General features: G+C 43.0%; 19 protein-coding genes. 8 read left to right on the top strand and 11 right to left on the bottom strand.

What is annotated here, in order from left to right:
- Nucleotide 1 precedes the first annotated feature (1 nt).
- Entirely contained in the window at nt 2-2,404 is a 2,403-nt protein-coding gene (locus GVT53_RS06890; protein WP_166247950.1) for a zinc-dependent metalloprotease, read from the bottom strand.
- A gap of 212 nt (nt 2,405-2,616) precedes the next feature.
- Between GVT53_RS06890 and prfB the strand changes: the two genes are divergently transcribed.
- From prfB to GVT53_RS06870, 4 genes are all read left to right on the top strand, one after another.
- Nucleotides 2,617-3,718 (top strand): peptide chain release factor 2 gene (gene prfB / locus GVT53_RS06885; protein ID WP_166247949.1). Its coding sequence is split into 2 segments (ribosomal slippage): nt 2,617-2,679 and nt 2,681-3,718, totalling 1,101 coding nucleotides; the frame shifts between segments, so codons are not numbered across the junction.
- Between the two features lie 10 nt (nt 3,719-3,728).
- Nucleotides 3,729-4,070 (top strand): arsenate reductase (glutaredoxin), encoded by a 342-nt coding sequence (gene arsC, locus GVT53_RS06880; protein ID WP_166247948.1) that lies wholly within the window; start codon nt 3,729-3,731, stop codon nt 4,068-4,070.
- 69 nt (nt 4,071-4,139) lie between these two features.
- A complete protein-coding gene (locus tag GVT53_RS06875) occupies nt 4,140-4,622 on the top strand; it encodes a hypothetical protein (protein WP_166247947.1) in 483 nt (160 codons plus the stop codon).
- Nucleotides 4,623-4,723: 101 nt separating this feature from the next.
- Nucleotides 4,724-7,240: a TonB-dependent receptor gene (locus GVT53_RS06870; protein ID WP_166247946.1), complete on the top strand. Its 2,517-nt coding sequence runs from the start codon at nt 4,724-4,726 to the stop codon at nt 7,238-7,240.
- Between the two features lie 186 nt (nt 7,241-7,426).
- Here the strand turns inward: GVT53_RS06870 and GVT53_RS06865 are convergent, their stop codons facing one another.
- Nucleotides 7,427-7,600: a hypothetical protein gene (locus GVT53_RS06865; RefSeq protein ID WP_166247945.1), complete on the bottom strand. Its 174-nt coding sequence runs from the start codon at nt 7,598-7,600 to the stop codon at nt 7,427-7,429.
- Between the two features lie 140 nt (nt 7,601-7,740).
- On the opposite strand from GVT53_RS06865, the gene fumC reads away from it, so the two are divergent.
- On the top strand, nt 7,741-9,138 hold the full coding sequence (gene fumC / locus GVT53_RS06860) for a class II fumarate hydratase (protein ID WP_166247944.1): 1,398 nt from the start codon (nt 7,741-7,743) through the stop codon (nt 9,136-9,138).
- Nucleotides 9,139-9,388: 250 nt separating this feature from the next.
- Here fumC and GVT53_RS06855 read toward each other — a convergent pair whose 3' ends face one another.
- A complete protein-coding gene (locus GVT53_RS06855; protein WP_166247943.1) occupies nt 9,389-10,279 on the bottom strand; it encodes a hypothetical protein in 891 nt (296 codons plus the stop codon).
- Nucleotides 10,280-10,447: 168 nt separating this feature from the next.
- Between GVT53_RS06855 and GVT53_RS06850 the strand changes: the two genes are divergently transcribed.
- Both GVT53_RS06850 and GVT53_RS06845 read left to right on the top strand, forming a co-directional pair.
- Nucleotides 10,448-11,245 carry an MBL fold metallo-hydrolase gene (locus tag GVT53_RS06850; RefSeq protein ID WP_166247942.1) on the top strand — a complete coding sequence of 266 codons (798 nt, stop codon included), beginning with the start codon at nt 10,448-10,450 and terminating at the stop codon, nt 11,243-11,245.
- A gap of 69 nt (nt 11,246-11,314) precedes the next feature.
- Nucleotides 11,315-11,992: a hypothetical protein gene (locus GVT53_RS06845; RefSeq protein WP_166247941.1), complete on the top strand. Its 678-nt coding sequence runs from the start codon at nt 11,315-11,317 to the stop codon at nt 11,990-11,992.
- A 14-nt stretch (nt 11,993-12,006) separates the two neighbouring features.
- Here the strand turns inward: GVT53_RS06845 and ettA are convergent, their stop codons facing one another.
- The 3 genes from ettA to GVT53_RS06830 all read right to left on the bottom strand — a co-directional run bounded on the left by ettA (nt 12,007) and on the right by GVT53_RS06830 (nt 14,964).
- Complete coding sequence (ettA, locus tag GVT53_RS06840; protein ID WP_166247940.1) at nt 12,007-13,698, bottom strand: energy-dependent translational throttle protein EttA; 1,692 nt, start codon at nt 13,696-13,698, stop codon at nt 12,007-12,009.
- Nucleotides 13,699-13,731: 33 nt separating this feature from the next.
- Entirely contained in the window at nt 13,732-13,914 is a 183-nt protein-coding gene (locus GVT53_RS06835) for a CAL67264 family membrane protein (protein ID WP_166247939.1), read from the bottom strand.
- Nucleotides 13,915-13,980: 66 nt separating this feature from the next.
- Complete coding sequence (locus tag GVT53_RS06830) at nt 13,981-14,964, bottom strand: Gfo/Idh/MocA family protein (protein ID WP_166247938.1); 984 nt, start codon at nt 14,962-14,964, stop codon at nt 13,981-13,983.
- A gap of 62 nt (nt 14,965-15,026) precedes the next feature.
- Between GVT53_RS06830 and GVT53_RS06825 the strand changes: the two genes are divergently transcribed.
- The gene (locus tag GVT53_RS06825; protein WP_166247937.1) at nt 15,027-16,655 is read left to right on the top strand and encodes an acyl-CoA carboxylase subunit beta; all 1,629 of its coding nucleotides are present in this window, start codon (nt 15,027-15,029) and stop codon (nt 16,653-16,655) included.
- 4 nt (nt 16,656-16,659) lie between these two features.
- On the opposite strand, the gene GVT53_RS06820 is transcribed toward GVT53_RS06825, so the two are convergent.
- From GVT53_RS06820 to GVT53_RS06800, 5 genes are read right to left on the bottom strand one after another with little or no spacing between them, the layout of a single operon-like run.
- Complete coding sequence (locus tag GVT53_RS06820) at nt 16,660-18,006, bottom strand: M24 family metallopeptidase (RefSeq protein WP_166247936.1); 1,347 nt, start codon at nt 18,004-18,006, stop codon at nt 16,660-16,662.
- 32 nt (nt 18,007-18,038) lie between these two features.
- A complete protein-coding gene (locus GVT53_RS06815; RefSeq protein ID WP_166247935.1) occupies nt 18,039-19,112 on the bottom strand; it encodes an AMP-binding protein in 1,074 nt (357 codons plus the stop codon).
- On the bottom strand, nt 19,090-20,052 hold the full coding sequence (locus tag GVT53_RS06810; RefSeq protein ID WP_166247934.1) for a CPBP family intramembrane glutamic endopeptidase: 963 nt from the start codon (nt 20,050-20,052) through the stop codon (nt 19,090-19,092). The genes GVT53_RS06815 and GVT53_RS06810 overlap by 23 nt, the downstream gene beginning before the upstream one ends.
- Nucleotides 20,043-21,095, bottom strand: a complete 1,053-nt coding sequence (locus GVT53_RS06805) for an o-succinylbenzoate synthase (protein WP_166247933.1) — start codon at nt 21,093-21,095, stop codon at nt 20,043-20,045. The genes GVT53_RS06810 and GVT53_RS06805 overlap by 10 nt, the downstream gene beginning before the upstream one ends.
- Nucleotides 21,096-21,151: 56 nt before the next feature.
- Nucleotides 21,152-23,113, bottom strand: coding sequence for a sensor histidine kinase (locus GVT53_RS06800; protein ID WP_166247932.1), 1,962 nt, complete (start codon nt 23,111-23,113; stop codon nt 21,152-21,154).
- Nucleotides 23,114-23,564 lie beyond the last annotated feature (451 nt).

Genomic DNA, 23,564 nt, shown 5'->3' with positions numbered 1-23,564 from the left:
TTTAGTCCATACAGTCCATTCCAATGGGCGAACCATCTGGAATTGTGGAAACTGGAATAAGTTCGAATTCGGATGGCTTCTTCATAAATGCATCAATTCTTTTTACCATTTCCGAAGAGATTGCATTTTTACCATCTGTCAACAATTGGGTTTTTAAATCGTTCAAAGTTTCATTTGCAATAGCATTTACCTGCGGATGTACTTCATCGTGGGCGGCTAGGTTCATGATGTGATAGAGCACCCTAAAGTTGATGGTATTCTGAACTTCTGCTTCGTAATCATCACGATGGGAAAGGTCAAATGTGCCTTTTATGGTTTCATCCAGTACTTCTTTTAACCCCATTTGGTTCTTATCCAAGCTTTTTTGCTGGATCAAACGGGAAGCTCGCTCAGGATGAAGCAATAGTTCCAAGGTCATGTCCGCTGCGGTTTCGGCTACGGAAAGTGCATCAAAACTCACTCCTGTTCTTCCTTTAAAGGATTCCCTGGAACGACCAAAACCAATGGCTCTTGGCGGAAAAAGGTTCAATTTATCCTTTGGAACGGCGATTGTTTCGGCATCCAATGTCCTTAGTATGGATTGCATTGCTGCCTCCTGAACCACCTCATTTACTGGTTTAACGGGGGTTTGACCACCATCCTTAACCGCGTAATTATAATCCAATCCGCCGATGACCTTGGAAACGGCTTCTGTCTGGTATCTATGGAAGAAGTAAATAGGTACAAATACATCTTCCAGAACGGAATAGGCTTCGCCCGTTTTAATATTGTCCACCGAAAAGTTTTTGATGGCTTTCTCTCTTATTTTCAGCATCGCTTCCAACTCTTGGCTGGCGCTCTTGCCATTGTCCCAAAGATGAGCCAAAACATGTGCTCCACCTTTAGGGCGTGCATCGCTATCGGATATGTAGCGAAGACCATCGTCCTGGGCTTTCTTTAGGATAGCGTTCAATGCCTCTTTTTCGTTTGTCCCGTTCGGAAAGTCTGAATAGGCATAGGCAACTATTACTTTGTCCCATTCCCCGATTCCTGTATCGTAAGCATTGTCAAAACTGATTTTACCTCCGTCTAACTCAAATTGTGGGTGCGGGTAATCCATTACGGAGGCCCTGTCATTGGTGCTGGCGGCAAAGTTGTGTGTAAATCCGAGGGTGTGTCCGATTTCGTGCGCGGAAAGTTGGCGTATCCTGGCCAATGCCAGTTGCAACATGGGCTCGTAGTTATCGTCCCTTTCTTCAAATGGTTTGTTCATCAAGGCTTGGGCGATCATAAAATCTTGACGGATGCGCAAACTGCCCAAACTCACATGGCCCTTAAGGATTTCTCCCGTCCTTGGATCCACTACACTTGCCCCGTAGCTCCATCCACGAGTGGAACGGTGTACCCATTGCACTACATTATACCTGATGTCCAACGGGTCTGCATCATCGGGCAATATCCTCATTTGAAAGGCATTCTTGAAGCCTGCCGCTTCAAAGGCCTGGTTCCACCATTTGCCACCTTCCATTAATGCGGAACGGATGGGCTCCGGAGTCCCGTTGTCCAAGTAATATACAATGGGCTCAACTGCTTCGCTCACCTCTGCGTTCGGGTCTTTCTTTTTTAGCCGGTGCCTTCTTATAAAACGTTTCACCAGCGATTCCTGAACAGGTGTCGCATAGTCGTAGTAGGAGAATGGGTATCCCCCACTTCTTGGGTCATAAAGCCTTTTTTCAAAATTATCGTCCGGTAATTCTATAAATGAATGATGCTGTGCCACTGTGACCAAACTCGGTGTGGGTGTAACGGAGCGAATCCAAGCGCCCTGCGGGTCACCTTTGAACGTTAGCGTCACATCGAACTCAATATTTTTGGGGAATGCTTTGGTACGGTCGAAAGCCCAGGCACTTTTGGATTTATCCAAACTGTAGGAGCCTTGTTTTCCTCTTTTTAAACGATCGGACACCCCATGGGCATCCCTCATCAAAAAATCGGTGATGTCTATAAGGTAGCTTCCTTTGGATTCTTCCGCAATTTCAAAACCTTCCAAAATGGATTTGGCAAAGGCTTGTTCCACGGATTTACGCTCCAATTCGTTATCGGTGATGGCCCTAAATTCCAAATTCGGCTGTACCAACAGCAGTTTTTTTCCTGCTTTGCGAAAAAACACTACTTGTTCGTTGCCCAACTGTCCACGATCTAATCCGATGTCGTTGCTCCCGATTCCACTGCTCAGCGAATAGACATATAAAAAGTCCTTTTCCAAATCATCAACTTGGAGGTACATTTTATCGGTTGAATCATCATAGAAAAAATTGAAATAGCCACTGAATTTTTGAAAATCCTTCGTTTTTTCGAACGTTTGTGCCCCTACACAAGAGCACACAAAGTAAAATAAGGCAATGAGCGTAGTTGTGTTCTTCATAATCTGGTTGATATATTGTCCTTAAAAGTATGGAAATCATTTTTAAAAATCATTCCCCTAATTCCATAAGTAATGGTAAAACTAAAATTGACAAAATGGAACGGGGGATTTTGCATATTTCTATTTTTCCGCCGTCTTTTCAGGTTAAAATTTTAACCATTGTATTCCTTAATACTTAAAAAGAAACTTATTTTTACCCCAAAATATATTACATGGTAACTACAGATCAGCAGAAAGATCTTATTGAGCGCCTTGGTGCGTTAAGGAGGTATCTTTGACATTGATGCCAAACTTATTGAAATAGAGAACGAGGAAGAAAAAACGCTTGCTCCCGGTTTTTGGAACAATCCACAAGAGGCCCAATTACAAATGCAGTCCATCAAATCCAAAAAGAAATGGGTAGAGGATTTTGAAGAGGCCAAAACGTTGGTCGGCGACCTTGAAGTCCTTATGGAGTTTCAGCAAGCTGGTGAGGTATCGGAAGATGAAGTCTCCAAACAGTTCAACAAAGCCCAACTTGCCATCGAAAAGTTGGAGTTCCGCAATATGCTATCGGACGAAGGCGATGAGCTTACGGCCGTGCTACAGATAACCGCTGGTGCCGGTGGTACTGAAAGTTGTGACTGGGCATCCATGCTGATGCGCATGTACATGATGTGGGCCGAAAAAAATGGCTACAAAATCAAGGAACTCAATTACCAAGAAGGTGATGTGGCCGGAATCAAAACCGTTACGTTGGAAATTGAAGGGGAATATGCCTTTGGATGGCTCAAAGGTGAGAACGGGGTGCATCGTTTGGTACGCATCTCCCCTTTTGATAGCAATGCCAAAAGGCATACATCATTTGCCTCGGTCTATGTATATCCATTGGTGGACGATAGTATCGAGATAGAGGTAAATCCTTCGGAAATAGAGATCACCACCGCACGTTCCAGTGGCGCTGGCGGACAAAATGTGAACAAGGTGGAGACCAAGGTACAATTGGTTCACAAACCTACCGGCATTCAAATTTCGTGTTCGGATTCGCGCTCACAGCACGATAACAGGGCCACGGCCATGAAAATGTTGAAATCCCAACTGTACGAAATTGAACTTCGTAAAAAACAAGAGGCCCGTGCCGAAATAGAATCTTCCAAAATGAAGATCGAATGGGGTTCACAAATCCGTAACTACGTGATGCATCCCTATAAATTGGTAAAAGATGTACGCACAGGTGAGGAAACGGGCAACGTTGATGCCGTAATGGACGGTGACCTTGATGCATTTTTAAAGGCCTATCTGATGATGATGGGGCAAAAGGAAGAACAAGATTAAATAGACAATCATGATTAAGATATACCATAACCCACGATGCAGAAAATCCCGAGAGGGATTTGCCATCTTGGAAAAATCTGGAAAGGAATTCGAAGTGGTAAAATACTTGGACGAGGTGCCCAGCAAGGAAGAATTGAAAACTTTGGTCCAATATTTGGGGATTGCTCCTATAGATTTGGTTCGAAAGACCGAGGCCATCTGGAAAGAAAAGTTCAAGGGTAAAACCTTGACCGACGATGAAGTGATTGCCGCAATGGCCGAAAACCCCAAATTAATAGAACGGCCTATTGTTGTCAACGGGAAAAAAGCAGTTGTGGGAAGGCCTCCGGAGAACATTTCGAGCCTGCTATAATTCTGATAACCAATTACATTTAACATAGGTTGCACTATTAAATTCAACCTAAATAGTATCTTTACCCCCATGAAAAGCAAACAAACACTCTTCCTAATAACCTTATTTATTGGCTTATTGGCCATGAACGATGTGGTTGCCCAGTACGGCTACGGCTCCCCTTACGGTTATGGCAGATATGGTAGAGGACGTAGTTATGTGCCCCAAGCGGGCCCTGTTGAAAGTCAAAAGGAGGAAACGCCCCCTACGGCCGAAGAACTTGTGGACGAACAAATGCCATCCATTACCGAGGCCATTGATTTAGATCCTTTTGAGCAGGCGGTCGTACGTACCTCATTGGTGACCTCTGTTCAACAACGGATAGAACTTCAAATTCTTGGCTTGGAACCCCTAAAGATGAAAGAAGAGGTCGAAAAAATAAAGCGACGCCAGGATGCCGAACTAAAAGCAGGCCTTCCCGAAGACAAGTTTGAAGCCTTTATGGAACTACAAGAAAACCACTTCAAGGCCAAAAAGAAAAAGAAGAAAAAGAAGAAAAAAGACAAGGGTTAACAATTCTTTAAGGTCATTCGCAGGTTCAATTACGTTGTTGGGGGATTTATATTTCGCATCCACTTTTTTTCCTTCAATTTTTGCAGCGTAAAAATCAAACTATGCAAAGGATATTAATCCCGTTGCTGCTAATCGTACTGACCACATTTCAAGGATTAGCCCAGCAAAACCAAAATTCCATTACAATTTCAGGAAAGGTAGTCGATTCAGAATCCGGACAACCTTTGGAATACGCAACCTTTGTGTTGCAAAGTGCAGAGAGTCCAGACCAGGTTACAGGTGGCATAACTGACATCGATGGTAATTTTGAAATCGAGACCGCTCCCGGAACTTACAACATAAGGGTCGAATTTATTTCTTACAAGACCTATTCCAAACAAGGCCAAACCTATAATTTGGACACCAATCTGGGTTCCATCACTTTATCCCCGGACGTGGCCCAACTTGCGGAAGTTGAAGTAGTCGGTGAAAAAACCACCGTTGAGGTAAGATTGGACAAGAAAATTTACAATATCGGTAAAGACCTTACCACAAGCGGCGCTACAATTAGTGACGCGCTTAGCAACGTGCCTTCCGTAAATGTGGATATCGATGGTGCCATCAGTCTTCGTGGAAACGAAAACGTTCGTATTCTGATCAATGGCAAACCCTCTGCACTTGCCGGTTTTGGATCTACCGAAGCCCTACAACAATTGCCAGCAGATGCCATAGAAAAAGTGGAGGTTATCACCAGTCCTTCCGCTAGGTATGATGCCGAAGGCACTGCTGGTATTTTAAATATTGTTCTAAAAAGAGAAAAAACACTCGGGTTCAATGGATCCGTCAATTTGTATGGAGGCCACCCGACCAATGGTGGTATAACGGCCAATGCCAACCTAAGAACGGACAAGTTCAATTTTTTTACCACAGTTGGCTACCGATATAGGGAAGGGCCTGGTAACGGTTTTTTTGATACCAGATATTTTGACCCAAGGCAGGATGCTTTTTTGGACAGTATTGCTTACGATAGAAATATAGAGGATAGGGATATCGACAGAATCAATCGTGGGGTCAATCTGAATTTTGGAATGGAGTATTTCTTCAGTGAACAATCGTCCATAACAGGTTCTTATTTCTACAGGACAGGAAGCGATGAGGATCTTACCACAAACGTAAACGATTATTTTTTAAACAATGATCCACAGGTAGGTACCACAAGAAGTGAACTGGAGACTGAAAAAGATAATACCCATCAAATTTCGTTAAATTATATCAATAGACTTGATGAAGATGGACAGGTTTTGACTGCCGATGTGCAATTCTCGGTAGACGAAGAAAGTCAAAACGGATACATAGCCGAACCTGTTCGTTACAACAATACAGACAATACCGATATCGCTATTCCAATGGAAGAGACCTCTTCCCTACAGGATCAAACAGAATATTTGGTTCAGAGTGATTATGTGCTCCCGTTTGGTGAAGGTTCTCAGTTTGAAGCTGGATATCGTGGAACATTTGAAAATGAAGTTACAGATTACCGTCTGCTTCAGGAAAACGCGAACGGTATGCTGGAAGTAAATGTGAATCAGACCAATGTTTTTGATTTCACCCAGAATGTCCACGCGCTATATTCCCAGTATGGCTCAAAATTTGGCGACTTCAACTTTCTTTTGGGGCTTCGGATGGAGAGCACCCAATTAAAGGGTAAAATTGAGTCCGAACTTACCGAAGAGGAGCTACAGGAAGAATTTTCATTTCCTATAGATACAGATTTTGATAACAACTATACAGGTCTCTTCCCAACGGTCAACCTAATCTACGAGTTTACGGAAAGAGAGAATGTTTCTTTGGGATACAATAGAAGGATCAATCGTCCTTGGAGCTGGTTTTTGAATCCGTTCCCATCCAGAAGCAGTAGAACGAATATTTTTCAAGGTAACCCCAACCTTCGCCCAGCATTTTCAAATGCATTCGATTTGGGCTATTTAAAGCGATGGGATAAACTTACCTTGACTTCATCCGTGTACTATCAAAGAGAGACCGATGCATTTCAAAGAGTCCAGGAACAGGTGTTCATTACCGGACCGGGAGGATCGCAAGTTGAGGTGATCAGGAACATTCCTTTTAACTTGGCAACAAACGATAGAACAGGTGCTGAAGTGGGCATGCTTTACAATCCTACAAAGTGGCTCCGACTTAACGGTAGTGTCAATTTCTTTAGGTTCAGTCTTGATGGTGAATTCAATGGTGTCGATTATAGCCAATCCAACAATAGCTGGTTTGGGCGCTTTAGCTCCAAAGTGGAACTGCCGTGGAAAATCGACTGGCAAACCAATGCATTCTACCGAGGCGCATCCGATGATATCCAAGGGCGTTCCGATGGTATTTTGTCAATTGACCTAGCGTTCAGCAAAGATCTTTTAAACGATAATGCCACTATTTCCTTGAACGTGCAAGATCTTTTGAACTCAAGAAAAAGAAGCTCGTTCACCACCACGGATTTTTTCGAGCAAGACAGTGACTTTCAATGGAGGCAGCGCCAGTTAAGGGTTTCGTTCATCTATCGTATCAACGAGCAGAAAAAGCGAGGCAGACAAGAAAGACAAGATGGTGGCGAATTCGAAGAAGGCCAATTTTAAAAAAACGAATAGGTTCCCCCGAAACTTAAATAAAAAAGCAGCCCATTTGGCTGCTTTTTTTATGGTTTAATGTTGAATTTCAACATATCGCATATGGTCAAAAAAAAAATAGCCCTTAATGGATTAAAGGCTATTTTTAAATTAGGTTAAAATAAAAAAGAAGCCAAATGCTTCTTTTCGTATATCTTATTCTTCGAGCTGGGCGCGTTTGGCCTCTTTTCTTTCTTTATACATTTCCCTTAGGTTACCGATCAACCAGTAAGGTACTACAAAGGTCAACAAGAATATCATCAACCAAAAACCGATTGTCAAAATTGTTAGAAAAGCTAAAAAACCTAAATATTGGTCAAATTCGAACATCTTTACTCCTTTTGTTTTAACAAAGATACTTTCTTCTTATCAAAAAAAGCAAATAGATGTACAAAAAAAAGTGTATTTATCTCGATGAACTACCATATAAATACCCTATATCCTACCTTTGTAGGACAAAATTTTAAACTATGAGTTTCAGGATTGAAAAAGATACCATGGGCGAGGTAAAAGTACCCGCCGATAAATATTGGGGCGCCCAAACCGAACGTTCCCGAAACAACTTTAAAATTGGTGCTCCTGCTTCCATGCCCTTGGATGTGGTGTACGGATTTGCTTATTTAAAAAAGGCGGCGGCCTACACCAATCACAAACTTGGAGTGCTGAGCCAAGAAAAAAGAGATCTTATTGCCCAAGTCTGTGATGAAATTCTTGATGGCAAGCACGATGACCAATTTCCTTTGGTCATATGGCAAACCGGTTCGGGTACCCAGAGCAACATGAACGTGAACGAGGTAATTGCCAACCGCGCGCACGAAATTGCCGGTAAAAAAATCGGAGAGGGCGAAAAAACCATTCAGCCCAACGATGATGTGAACAAGAGTCAGTCCTCCAACGATACTTTCCCAACGGGAATGCACATTGCGGCCTACAAAAAAATTGTGGAGGTCACCATTCCCGGTGTGGAGCAACTTAGGGATACCTTGGAGAAAAAATCCAAAGAATTCAAGGATGTGGTCAAGATTGGCAGAACCCATTTAATGGATGCCACTCCCCTAACCTTGGGCCAGGAATTTTCAGGCTACGTTTCACAATTGAACCATGGGTTGAAAGCGTTAAAAAATACATTGCCCCACTTGAGTGAACTTGCTCTTGGCGGAACCGCCGTGGGTACTGGTTTGAATACACCAAAAGGCTACGATGTGCTTGTAGCCAAATACATTGCCGAGTTTACCGGGAAACCTTTTGTTACTGCGGAGAACAAGTTCGAAGCACTTGCCGCACACGATGCCATTGTGGAAAGTCATGGTGCATTGAAACAATTAGCGGTTTCTTTGAACAAAATCGCGAACGATATCCGTATGATGGCCTCAGGGCCACGTTCCGGAATCGGTGAAATCATAATCCCTGCCAACGAACCGGGAAGCTCCATAATGCCGGGTAAAGTAAACCCTACCCAATGTGAGGCCATTACCATGGTTTGCGCACAGGTTATGGGCAACGATGTGGCCATTAGCGTTGGTGGCACACAGGGGCATTACGAACTAAATGTGTTCAAACCTGTTATGGCAGCAAATATTTTACAATCCGCCCAACTTATTGGGGATGCCTGTGTAAGTTTTGATGAAAACTGTGCTGCTGGAATTGAACCAAACCACGAGATCATTAAAACTTTGCTGAACAATTCGTTGATGTTGGTTACCGCTTTGAATACCAAAATCGGCTACTACAAAGCCGCCGAGATTGCCAATACGGCCCATAAAAATGGTACTACTTTAAGGGAAGAGGCCATTAATCTAGGGTATGTTACTGCTGAAGAATATGATGAGTGGGTAAAACCGGAAGATATGGTGGGCAGTCTTAAATAAGCGAATGAAACTTGGAAACTCGAATTCGATTATTGGAAAGTTGTGATTTTAAATCGCCTGTTTGAGAGCCGGCAGGTAGATCAAAAACAACGATTTCCAGTCCTAAAATGCCACTTCTCGATACGCTTCGCACTCGAAGTGACGCGGCATTTTCAAGGTCAAAAATAATAATCGAACTCAGGTTGAAAACATAAAAAATGCCCGTCCAAAATTGGACGGGCATTTTTAGTTATGGTGATAGTGTGTGTTACTATTTCAATTCAAAGCTGGAAGTACCCAACAATTTCAATTTGTTGTCATAAACATTTACCATGTAGTTTCCATCTTGGAAATCGCCACTAGGCTTGTTTATATAGTCGCAAACATCCAGCGCATCGTTTTCGTAATAGAAGTTGGTTCCTTTACTGTAAGTAAGTGAGCTACCATCTTCCGTAGTTTTTGTCAAACCTTCACCCAATACGTTACCTTGTGGTCCAAGAACTTCGATATAGAATTCTCTGTCACCAGCTTCGGCGATTACGTTATCGGCAATGGTAAAACAAACTTTGAATTTATCTGTGGCTCTAGCTCTAGAGGTAGAAACCAATTTACCACTGTTTCTTTCCTTGATGGCATCAACACTAATAGTACTAAGGTTAAGTGCAGAACCTTTTTCAACGGCATCGGCCAATTGAGTGTTCTGGATGATCAAAGAATCGTTGAATACGGTTTGTTGCTCCAACTCAGCAAAAGTGCTGTCCCTTTGCATGGCCAACAAACTGTTGGATTGTGTCAAGGAATCCACTTGCTTCAATAATTCCTCCCTTTCGGCCTTAAGAACGCTTACTTGTCTTCTGTAACGGGAAAGTGTAGCGATATCAGCTTTCATGCTGCTCACGGAATCAATATACTTTGCGATATTGTCTCTAGCTGCAACCAACTCTTCGTTAGTGGCATTGCTTTCCAAAATAGCTTTGTCATACTCGGACTTCAAATTGTTCAAATCCTCTACAACCAATTCTTTTTCTTGAGTAAGTGCTTCTGCTGTAGCTTTTTTATCTTGATAAAGACTAACCGTGTAAATAATGGTTCCCAAAAGAACTACGCCTAACAGACCTGCTATTACCTTCAATCCGTTATTGTTATTTTTTGTTTCAGTCATAACTTTTTGTTTTAATTGATTCTACGTTTAAGGTTTTTTAATCAATCGTGTTTGGTTTATATACGCATGGGATTTGTATTTGGATTATTTGGATGAAAATAATCTTCACAAAAAATTATAATTCTACCCATAATCCCTTATTTTTAAAAGGATAAAAATGAATTCATTATGAAAAAAAATATCACCACAACCATTGGGGCACTCTTACTTTTGATGGTTTCCTGCAAGCAAAAGGAAAAGAAACAGGAAGAAACAGCGGATGTTGAAAAAACAGCTGTTGAGGTCGAAGCGCCTGCTGCAGCCAACATTATTCCGATAGAACATGCCACCGCGGTAATCGAATGGGACGACCATACCATATATATAGACCCTGTTGGTGGAAAGGCCGCTTTTGAAGGTCAAAAATCACCAGATATTATTTTTATTACCGATATACACGGAGACCATTTTAATCCAGAGACCTTAAACGAATTGGATTTGGAAGGGGTTCAGATCATCGCTCCCGATGCCGTTGTTTTACAAATGGAGGAAAATCTTTCCTCAAAAACAACCACTATGAAAAATGGTGAAAGCAAAGACATTGCTGGTTTTACGGTAAAGGCCATCCCCATGTACAACTTACGGGAAGAAGCTAAAGATTTTCATGTAAAAGGAAGAGGAAATGGCTATGTGTTCACCTTTGGTGACGAACGCATCTATTTTTCGGGGGATACCGAGGACATCCCGGAAATGCGTGCTTTGGAAAATATTGATAAAGCATTCATCTGTATGAACCTACCCTACACCATGACGGTGGAAAGTGCGGCCGATGCCGTTTTGGAATTTAAGCCCGATCAAGTCTATCCTTACCATTATAGAGGCAGACCGGACGTAAGCGATGTTGGGCAGTTCAAGACCTTGGTGAACAACGGTGATTCCAATATTGAAGTGGTGCAATGGGATTGGTATCCAACAGAAGATTTTTAGAATATTGAAATAAAATTGTAGTTTAGCCGTTAGACAAACAAACTTAGTAACCTAATCAAATACTCGAATATGGCTCCCAAATCCCATGTTTTTGTAGTGATGGCGTTTCTTTTTGCCATACAAGCTACCTACTCCAATCAATGTGATAATTTTTACGCTAAAGTTACCTATGCGCTAAGTCATGGCAAAAAAGCCATGGAAGCCACCAACTTTGAGCACCAAATGTACTACGCCGAACGTGCTTTGACCGCTTTGGAAAGCGGACAAAGTTTTATGGAAGAATGTAGTTGTGACAAGGCCAGGAACAAGACCTTGGATGCCATGGAAACTTTGGACAAGGCCATTGAGCCTGCCGATTGGGAAGCTGGAAGGTTCTTTACCAAAAAGGCCATCGGTGAAATCAACGAGCTCATTACCATTATTGATGAATGTACTCTTGGAACTTCAACAACGGTAGCTTCGGTAGAAACTTACAGTGATGATGAAACCGCGGAAGAAAGTTCCGAAACCGCTTCCGTACAATCCATGGAACTGGAAATGATCAAGGTTTTTGAAAAACATGCCGGTGACAAACTCCAATCCGCGGAACAGGCCATTCAACAATTGGTGGAGCTTTCCAACTCAATTGGTTCCACGTCTGGAAACAGTCAAGATGCAAACAGCTTGGCTGCCCACCAAAAAGCATATTTGGAAAAAGCGAAAAAATTATTGGAGGAAGGAATCAAAAATCTCGGCGGAGAAGAATAATTCCTCCCCTCTTATCAACGAATCAATTTTTTGTACTTGATACGCTTGGGCATGATATCCGTTCCCAAGCGTTTCTTTTTGTTCTCCTCATAATCTGAGAACGAACCTTCGAAAAAGTATACCTGAGAGTCGCCCTCGAATGCCAAAATGTGTGTACAGATTCTGTCCAAGAACCATCTGTCGTGCGAGATTATCACAGCACAACCGGCAAAGTTTTCCAGACCTTCTTCCAACGCACGTAGTGTGTTTACATCCAAATCGTTGGTAGGCTCATCCAATAGCAGCACGTTGCCCTCCTCTTTTAAGGTCATGGCCAAATGCAGTCGGTTCCGTTCACCTCCGGAAAGCATGTTCACCTTTTTGTTCTGCTCGCTTCCCGAAAAATTAAAACGGCTCAAATAGGCACGGGAATTTACCTGCTTTCCTCCCATCATGATCAACTCTTGGCTATCGCTGAAGTTTTCCCAAATGGATTTATCGGGGTCGATGTTTGAATGGGATTGGTCCACATAGGCAAGTTTTGCCGTATCCCCAACAATGAATTCTCCTTTATCGGGAGTTTCCTCTCCCATGATCATCTTGAATATAGTGGTCTTACCGGCACCGTTTGGACCGATTATACCAACGATACCTGCTTGTGGCAGGTTAAAGTTCAAGTTTTCGTACAATAATTTATCGCCAAAAGCTTTGCTTACCCCTTTGGCCTCGATTACATTGGTGCCCAATCGAGGTCCATTTGGAATGTAGATCTCCAACTTTTCCTCCATTTGTTTTTGATCTTGGCTGAGGAGCTTATCGTAATTCTTTAAACGTGCCTTTTGTTTGGCCTGTCTTCCTTTGGCACCTTGGCGCACCCAATCCAGCTCTCGTTCCAACGTTTTTTGACGCTTGGAGGCCTGTTTGCTCTCTTGTTCCAGTCTTTTGGCCTTTTGGTCCAACCAGCTGGAATAATTCCCTTTCCATGGAATTCCCTCACCGCGGTCCAATTCCAAAATCCAACCCGCTACATTGTCCAAGAAATAACGGTCGTGCGTTACGGCGATCACGGTTCCTTTATATTGTGCCAAATGGTGCTCCAACCAGTGTACCGATTCGGCATCCAAGTGGTTGGTGGGCTCATCCAATAACAACACATCGGGTTCCTTCAAAAGCAGTCGGCAGAGGGCAACCCTTCTGCGCTCACCACCGGAAAGCACACTTATTTTTTTATCGGATTCAGGAGTACGTAGCGCATCCATCGCAATCTCTAATTTGGTATCGAGCTCCCAAGCATTTGCAGCATCTATTTGATCTTGAAGCGCGGCTTGTTTGTCCATCAGCTTCTGCATCTTATCGGCATCCTCGTACACTTCGGGCAGACCGAACATGTCGTTGATCTTGTTGTACTCGTCCAAAATGGCAACGGTTTCGGCAACACCTTCCTTCACCACCTCAAGGACGGTCTTATTCTCGTCCAGCTGTGGTTCTTGCTCCAAATAACCAACCGAATATCCCGGGGAAAACACCACATCTCCTTGATAATTCTTATCAACCCCTGCAATAATCTTAAGCAAGGTGGACTTACCGGATCCGTTTAGACCCAAGATTCCGATTTTGGCTCCGTAGAAAAAGCTTAAATATATATTTTTAAGTACCGGGGTGTTGGCCGTTTTATAGGTCTTGGTAACCCCAGACATTGAAAAAATGACTTTTTTATCGTCTGACATTTAGTGATAAATTAAATTGTTAAGAAAAAGAGCTTACACTCTACCTTTTAGGGCATTGAACACCCAAGCTACGGCAAAAAAACCGATTCCAACAGCAGCAAAGCCCCAGCCCGCCACTTCATCATATTTAAAAGCTCCAAGTGCGATCATACCGATTCCCACAAAAATCATAATCCATGTGGCCCAGGCCAGCACTGTGTTTTTATTCATTCCCATTCTATTAATTTCTGAAGAATTTCAAATATCGTAAAAATAGGTATAATGTAAAGCTATTATCAAGGATTATGTTTCAAAAGGGAAGCTCACCCCGCATTTTTTCCTGACACTGTCCAATAACTCTGACAAATCCAAGCTGTTTTGGTGCGACCATAGATCACTTTCAGTTTTATTGCTTCGTAAACATTCATGCACTTCCAGAATTTCGTAGTAGTAACCAATACCTTTCAGGGGTAGACTGAACTTTTTGGTTTCGTCTTCCTTCACCATCGTATATTCGTCCGCTTCGTGCCATCTGGATTTTAAAAACAGTTCGCCCTTTTCCCCGGAAATTTCCGCATCCATTCGGGAGCGACTGGTAAAACCACTATACAACATAGCTTGTGCATCAGGGTAGTCAAAAATCATGCTGGTCTGGAGCTCGGTACCGTTGTCATGAAACTTGGAACTTGCCATAATGTGCTCTGGCATGCCCAACAACAAATAAGAAAGGAAAATGGGGTAAATACCAATATCCAAAATAGTGCCCGAAGCTAGATTGGGATTTAGCAATCGAGAATCTTCATCCCTATCCAATGCATAAAATGCAAAATCCGCATAAAGATATTTTAGGTCCCCTATCTCCCCAGCATCCACCAATTCCTTTACTTTTTTGATGGACGGATTAAAACGGGACCACATGGCCTCCATTAAAAATGCGTTATGTTTTTTTGATGCATTGACCTGTTCCGCTACTTCTGCCCTATTAACGCCCATTGGTTTTTCGCACAAAACCCCTATGCCGTTTTCAAGTGCCTTTATGGACAGCTCTTTATGGAAATTATGTGGTGTGGCGATATAAACAATATCCACGGTTCCCGATTGGAACAATTCATCATAACTGCCAAAAGTATGCTCTACATTGTATTCTTCGGCAAATTCCTTTGCCCTTTCCATTGACCTTGATGCTACGGCAGTGACTTCAGCATCATCCACCAGCAAAAGGTCCGAAACAAATTTTCTCGCTATTTTTCCGGGACCAACAATGCCCCAACGTATTTTGGTTTCCATATAGTTCAAAAGTAATGATTATAACTCCTTATCTTTAACCAGCTAAATGAATTTATAGTAGAATGGACATAAACTTCAACAAGAACGAAGACCATAACAAGTTAAAACTCTCTGACCTAAAACGGAAATTGGCCAAAGTGAAGCTTGGTGGCGGCAAAAACCGTATCGAGAAGCACCATGCCAAAGGTAAAATGACTGCAAGGGAGCGCATTGATTATTTATTGGATGCCGACAGTGAATCCATAGAGATCGGTGCTTTTGCGGGAGAGGATATGTACGAGGAGCACGGGGGATGTCCGTCGGGCGGAGTGGTCGTGAAAGTAGGTTATGTACAAGGCAAACAGTGTGTGGTGGTGGCGAACGATGCCACGGTAAAGGCCGGTGCTTGGTTTCCTATTACCGGGAAGAAAAATCTACGGGCCCAGGAAATATCCATAGAGAACAAATTGCCCATCATCTACTTGGTGGACAGTGCAGGGGTTTATTTGCCCATGCAGGACGAAATATTTCCGGACAAGGAACACTTTGGCCGTATTTTTAGAAACAATGCCGTAATGAGCAGCATGGGCATTACCCAAATTGCCGCGGTGATGGGAAGCTGTGTTGCGGGAGGGGCCTATTTGCCCATTATGAGCGACGAAGCTTTGATCGTTGACAAAACAGGAAGCATATTTTTAGCGGGAAGTTATTTGGTGAAGGCGGCAATCGGCGAAAGCATTGACAATGAAACCTTGGGTGGTGCTACAACCCATTCTGAGATTAGCGGTGTAACCGATTACAAGGCCAAGGACGACAAAGATGCGTTGGACAAAATAAAAAACATCGTAGATAAAATCGGAGATTTTGATAAGGCCGGTTTCAATAGGGTTGAATCGAAAGAACCTACTGAAAATCCAGATGACATTTTTGGCATCTTGCCCGCTTCCCGAAGCGATCAGTACGATATGTTGGAAATCATCAAGCGTTTGGTGGACGATTCCGAGTTTGAACAGTACAAAGAGGGCTACGGACAGACCATATTAACCGGATACGCCCGTATCGATGGTTGGGCCGTGGGCATTGTGGCCAATCAACGTAAAGTGGTAAAGACCAAAAAGGGAGAAATGCAATTTGGCGGGGTCATCTATTCCGATTCCGCGGACAAGGCCACCCGATTTATCGCCAATTGCAACCAAAAGAAGATTCCGTTGGTGTTTTTGCAGGATGTTACCGGGTTTATGGTGGGCAGTAAAAGTGAGCACGGCGGCATAATTAAAGATGGCGCCAAAATGGTAAATGCGGTAAGTAATTCCGTGGTGCCAAAATTTACCATAGTAATTGGCAATAGCTACGGGGCCGGGAATTACGCCATGTGCGGTAAAGCCTATGATCCCAGATTGATCGTTGCGTGGCCAAGTGCCGAACTCGCTGTAATGAGCGGAAACTCTGCCGCAAAGGTGCTGTTACAGATTGAAAAGGCCAGTTTGGAAAAAAGTGGCAAACCTGTGGATGCCGAAAAGGAAAAGCAACTCTTTGATGAAATAAAGCAGCGGTACGATGACCAAATATCACCGTACTACGCAGCAGCTCGACTGTGGACGGATGCCATAATCAATCCGTTGGATACCCGCAAATGGATTTCCATGGGCATTGAGGCCGCCAACCATGCGCCTATTGAGAAAAAGTTTAATATGGGGGTACTTCAGGTTTAGAGCTCTAGTTGCCCAACTGCGGTTTTGGTCTCGGAATCAACAAAAATTCGGTTTGTCTTCCGTTCACATATCGAAACCCGTCTTCACCAAAAAAGCCTGCCTCTTCCAACATAATCCGGATATCCCTGTTCCATTCGGGTATGTTTACGGTGGTGTTCAATTCAATGGCATAAACCGTATTGGGATTCAGCGGATAATTCTCGCCATCATCCTTCATCACCCCGCCCTGAGCGTCCCACATACCAATAGTGGTACCCGCAGAGTGCCCATAGGACCCAAGAGGGTGGGTGTAAATGGAAGGACGGAGCCCAGCGTCTTTTGCATCTTGCAGGGCCTTGGCCAAAATATCGTTTCCTACCCTACCTTTAACCATATTGTCGGTCAAAAAATCCTGTACCCGGTTGCCATCATACAATGCATTTACCAAAAAAGATGGTGCTTCGGTCTCCTCGGGCTTTAGCACATAAGCCAACTCTTGGCAATCGGTGTTCAACCGTAAATAGGTGATTCCAAAATCGCAGTGCAACAAGTCACCCCTTTGGATCACTTCATCGTCCGGTCTACCGGAAAATGAATACAAGTGGCCTACCAGCTCTTCACTGGTTCTTTGCACATCAACAGTGGGATGAAACCAAGTTTCCAATCCCAAATCGGTCACTTTTTGGCGCATCCACCACTCTACTTCGGTGGTCGTGGTAACACCTGGGGTAATCACTTTTTCGGAAAAAGCCTCTGCAATAATATCGTGGGTTATGTCCACCAACTGATTAAAAATCGTCATTTCCCGTGGGGTTCTGGTCTCTATCCAACGTACTGCCAATTGTTCTGCCGAAACCACTTTGGAATGATGCTTCTTTGGTAAATTGGCCATAAACTCGTCGTAATCCGTTTTGTCCAGTCCGTCGGCAATATTGTGGTCTTTGGAGAAGTTGAGACCGATTTTCTTCGGGTTTCGCTCCGAAATCAGCTGCATTAAACGCTTCCACTGGTCGGGCTCTTTATCCTTGTCCCAGGCAGATTTAATGCTCTTTCCTATATCGTAGCGGGCCACGGCCAATTTTTCTATGGTGTTTTTTTCTTTGTTCCTGTAAAATAGAATGATGGTCCTTCGCCTGGCGTTCAACCATGTGGCGGGAAGCATGGTCTTGAGTACCGGGTCCTCGTTGTACTCTCGGGAAATCAATACCCACATATCCAAGCCGGTTTCGTCCATTAACTTTGGCAGAAGGTTATTGAATCGCTCTTCAAGGATTTCATCCACTACCCTAGCGCGTTCCACCTCGGGAAGGATTTGTTGGGATATTGCAATAAATGGTAAAAGTAAAAGTACTAATTTGATGGTCTTTTGCATGGTTGATTTTTAAAATTCTGAATGTACAAAACTTAGCCGATTTGTTCCAAGGTTTTTTTGCGATCTACCTTTTTGGTAGAGGTCTCATCAAAAGTTTTTACAAAGTAAATCGCCTTGGGAACCTCATATTTTGATATTCCTTCCGAACTTTTAATGGTTTGGAGCAATGCGGTTTCGTTCATAGGTTCACCTTCTACCACCAGCACTAATTTTTTTCCCAATACATCGTCTTGTAGGCCGGTCACAAAAAAACGGGGATGGATAAGAGATGAAAGTTTTTCTTCAATCTTTTCCGGAACAAGTTTTATCCCTCCCGAATTGATTATGGAATCATAACGGCCCAACCAATTAAACTGATTTTGACCGATCAATTCCACCAAGTCGTTGGTGATTATTTTTTGATCCGAAATTTTAGGGGCTTCGATCACAAGGCACCCCCTATCATCTTGTGAGATGGATACGTCAGGCAAAGTCTCAAAGGGATTGGCTTGCCCCCTGTCTATTTTTTTTACCGCAATATGGGTAATGGTCTCCGTCATACCATAAGTTTCATAAGCAGAAACGGGTAGTTTTACAAGTTCACTTCGCAAACTTGAATCCACAGGTGCCCCACCAATGATCAACTGTTTTACCCTATCCATTTGAGGTATCGAATTTTGAACCTGCAAGGGCACCATGGCCACAAAGTCGTAGGTTTTATTGTTGTTGGCCAGCGGTGTCGAAGAGGGTTCCACATAGTCTAAATGTAGCCCTAGGACCATGGCTCGGACGAGCATCATTTTGCCTGCGATTCCCGTACAGGGTAAGCATAGGAGGGCTTGTTGCTTGGGGTGCAATCCAAAATATGCTCCGGTGGCCCATGCGGAATTGACCATATGTTGTTTTTTGAGCACTATAGTTTTAGGGTTGCCCGTAGAACCGGATGTCCTTACTGTTAGAGTTGGTGCGTCGGAAATCCAATCCGATAAAAAATCACCGATGGACTTTTGAAATGGTGCTTCTTTTTCAGTCAAAGATTCGGCAAATTTACCAAGTTCTTCGATTGTGTAGGATGCTTGGTTTAATTGAAAATCGGGGTGGATGTTATGCCAAGTCGGATTCTCCATCGGTCAATGCTACAAATTCTTCTTTGGACAATACGCGACCAAAAAGCTTTTCCTTCCAATTGTTCCAACCATATATTTTTGCGAAGATAATCAGCAAAATGGGGTAAATGATAAAAACCGGAACCAAGATATCCCATCCCAAAACTGGTTCGGAAACATCCCTGTACATAGAATTGGTGTTGAATGCCATCCAATCCGCTGTGACCAAAAGTGCCGTGAAAAAGTTGTTGGCGGCGTGAAAACCCAAGGGCAGCTCCAAGCCTTCGTCCATCAAGGTCAAAATGCCCAGGAAAAAGCCTGTACCTATATAAAATACCAAAACTCCATATCCCAATTTTTCCACCTCGGGATTGAAAATATGCAACAGTCCAAAGAGCGAAGAACTTACCAAAAAAGGCAGCCATCTATTCTTGGCCGCAATTCCGATGGACTGCATTAAATAGCCTCGGGTAAAATATTCTTCAAAGCTGGTCTGAATGGGAACAAAAATGATGGAAAGCAACAAAAGAATAAAAAAGGGCACTGCATCAAAGGTGAACTCATAATTTTCAGGGGACAGATAGATGTCCAAAAAAACAAATCCGGAGGATATTGCCCCCCAGAGCACAAAGGAGAAAATGATTCTTTTCCAATCCACCTTTTTACGGGAGGTTGTAAAATTCTTGAACGATAACCTGTGAATGAATTTCACCACTACCCACAAACTGACCATAGCCGCTAAAAATGTCAACATCACCAGAAAAAAGAATAGGTTAAGCCCCAGTGTATTGGCTATGGCTCCATAATCCATGACCCCAGAGCTCAAAAAATCCGACTTCATCAGCATGGCGGCCAGCAGGGGAATCCCCCCAACAATCTGCCATCCCACAAATACGATCAAAAACCCGACCAAATACCTCCATCGCTCTGTAAAACCCTTATACGCTTGTTCTATGTACATATTTCTTGTATTAAATCCGTATCCCAGACATTGGAATGTCTGTAAAAAAGTTGGCCCCCTATAACTTCCAAAGGGCTATTTATATTATTGGTGAACAAACTTCCGGTTCCCAGGCCTTGTGGCATGTTCGTGTTCTGGGAATAGGTGTACTGCGCTATGGCATTTAAGCCTATATTGCTTTCCAGTGCACTGGTGATCCACCAACCTATTTGTTGTTTTTCAGCCAAAGTAATCCATTCGTTGCTGCCTTTGATTCCGCCCACCAAACTCGGTTTTAAGATTATGTATTGTGGTTGTATGGTTTGTAGCAGTTTCTGCTTTTCCGTTACATCAAAAACGCCGATTAATTCCTCGTCCAACGCAATCGGAAGCGGTGTACTTTCGCAAAGGCCTGCCATTTTTTCCCATTGCCCCGCTTTTATGGGCTGTTCAATGGAATGTATTTCAAATTCCGATAATTCCTCTAGCTTTCCCATGGCTTCTTGAGGTTCAAAGGCCCCATTGGCATCCACACGAAGCTCGATTTCTTCCGGTGAAAAGTTATTGCGAATGGATTTAAGAATGGATACTTCCTTTTGAAAATCGATGGCCCCGATTTTCATTTTGATGCATCCGAAGCCCTCCTCTAATTTTTGCTCCAATTGTTTGAGCATATGGGCCGTATCTCCCATCCAAATAAGGCCATTGATCGGAATGGGTGATTCCTTTTGGGTGAAGTTCGAAGGGAACAGCTCAAATGTGTCTTTGGAATGGAACGACAAAAACGCCTGTTCAACTCCAAATTGGATGGATGGAAACTCGTTTAGTTCGCTCAGGAGCTCTTCTTTGCCCAAATGGATATTGCTGCATGTCCAAGCTAATTTTTGCTCGTAATCGGGTCGGTCGTCCACGCTCAAACCACGTAAAATACCGCATTCGCCCAAACCGAAAGAATTCTCATCCTTTAATATAATGTACCACGTTTCTTTTTGGGTCATTACCCCCCGCGAAGTACCGCTGGGAACTTTAAAATTGAGGATATACTTTTTATAGCTTGCTTTCATCGAGTGGATTCAAATTTAGGTTTTTTTTGAATCCTAGAAGACCTGATAAGGCCAAATCAACTAAAGTTGAACCAAAAGCGGACACCTTCCACCTGCTTATCGATATTTAATTTGGATTGTAGTTGGTTGACCAGTCGATTGATCAAGCGAATACCCATGGAGGAGTTTGAGCGTTCATCGGTATCCTCTGGGAGCCCGACCCCATTATCGGTGTACTCAAAATAACCTTGATCGCCGTTCTTGCGCAAATGAATATAGATCTTCCCGTTGTCATCATTTTCCGGGAAGGCATATTTAAAGGAGTTGGAAACGAGTTCGTTCAAGATCAATCCAAACGGAATGGCACGGTCAATATCCAGCTCGGTTCCCTCGGCATCAATGGTTATACTGATATTGTGGCCGCCTTTTTTATAGACGGATTGTACGCTATTGATCAAACTTTCGATGTAACCTTGCATTTCTATCACGGAGAGGTCATCGTTTTGATACAATTTTTGATGAATCAACGCCATCGCCTTTACCCTGCTCTTCCCTTCTTCAAGTGCAACGATTGCGGCTTTGCTTCGGGTGTTTTTGGTTTGCAGACTCAACAGGCTACTTACCATTTGCAGGTTGTTCTTTACCCTATGATGAATTTCTTTCAACAATGAATCCTTCTCAACGAGCGAGGTCTCGATGATATGTTTTTGTTCCGCGATCAAGCGTTGGTTTTTTATACTCTTAAGGTAGGCATAGACCAATCCTGCAAACCCGAGTAAAGTGAAAATCAAGGAAATAAACACCAGGTTGATACGCTCATCCTTGGCTTTCATCTCGCTACGGGCCAGCTCGTTGATACGCTTTTGCTCGTCTATCAAGCGCTGGGAGTTCTCCAGATCTTCGTTGGCCACAATGGTAACCAACTGTTGCTTGATCAATGCCGACTGTTTTTTGGCCAAAGAATCTTTGATCCTCTCGTTACGTTTATAGTAGATGGAAGCGTTCTTGTAATTTTCCACCTTATCATAAAAAGCCGCCAACAGACTGTTCCTTTTTATGATCTGTAATACGTTAATATTGTCGAATTCGGTATCCAAATGCTTCTTGGCTTCGGTAAAGCGCTCCAATTGCAAATTGGCCTCTGCCAAGAACATTGTATTTTCCACAACCTCACTTTGGTCGTTGTTGTCCGGTGACTTTTTTAGGATTTCTATGCTGCTTTCCAATAGTGGTATCGCCTCTTCAAACTCTCCGAGCATTACATGGCATTTGGCAATGTTCCCTTCTATCTCCGCTTTTAATATCTCGCTCTCGAATATGTCCGATTCACTTTTTTGGGTGGAAATATCGTTCATGTAGACTCCTAGGTAGGAGTTGGCCTTTTTTAATTCGCTCAGGGCTGTCGGTGCCGAGTCGTCCAGTCGTAAATAATTGCCGACCTTGCTGTGGTACTGGGCCAGCTTAAAGGTCTCGTTATCCGCGATGGTGGGCTTCACCTCCATTATGTACTGGTTCCTGGCCTTTCTGTATAGACCAAGATTGCTGTAGATATCGTAAAAAGAAACGTTGTTGGTGAATCCGAGTTCTCGCTTTTGCTTTCGTATTTCAATCTGTTTATCGAATAACTGGAGGTTGGCGTAGTTATCATCCAAAACATCCAGAACTATTTTTTGTGATTCGGTATCCAGCGAATCCTTGATATCATAAAGCTCCTTGGCAAGAGCGGTGCTTTTATCGTATTCCCCAAGATCATTGTAAACTTGGGCCTGCATTACCTTGTATAGGTGGGCTGCCGTGGTATCGTTTGTTTTTTGGGCATTTGCCAGATAAATTTTGATGGTGTCCAGCCAATCGTATGCCGAGTTTACATTGTAGCGGTCCAATGAATTGAAAAAGACATTGAAACGTCCCGAAGGTTGATCACTGTCCTCGAACTCTTTTAGTACACTTTGTTCATTATCGCCAATACCCTGCGCTGATGAAGTAAAAAGAAAAACAAAATATACCGCGGTAAATAAAAATCTTACGTAACGTCCCATTAATTAAATTGATACAGCGACTTCTGGAATATACCGTAAGTCCTATATTATTATCGTGCCCTTTTTTCCTTTATTGTACCCGATAACCCAAATCAACCCAAAACATAGAACATTGTGCCGAATAGAAAGGTATGGGGTATATAAAGAACGTTAGTTTGGCAACAAAATTAAATCCCAAGCTATAGAGTTGACCGTTATTGTTGTGAAAGTGTGGTTTTATGTTGTGAAACTAACCAGGGAGTATGTGAAGTGGTATTTTATCGATGTTTTCTGCCTTTCATGGAATATGATAACAAACATGAGGTCTATAAAATTGAAAAAGGCCCTGCTTTTTACAACAAGACCCTTTTACGAGAACACTATATGAAAATGAAAAAATTACTTTCTGAATTATTAACACTGCTAAAGTATGACTGTTCCTCCAAGTTGCGAAAATATTGTTGCGAACACC

Source organism: Flagellimonas oceani, from assembly GCF_011068285.1.
GTDB lineage: Bacteria > Bacteroidota > Bacteroidia > Flavobacteriales > Flavobacteriaceae > Flagellimonas > Flagellimonas oceani.
This window is presented reverse-complemented; position numbering and strand designations above follow the sequence as displayed.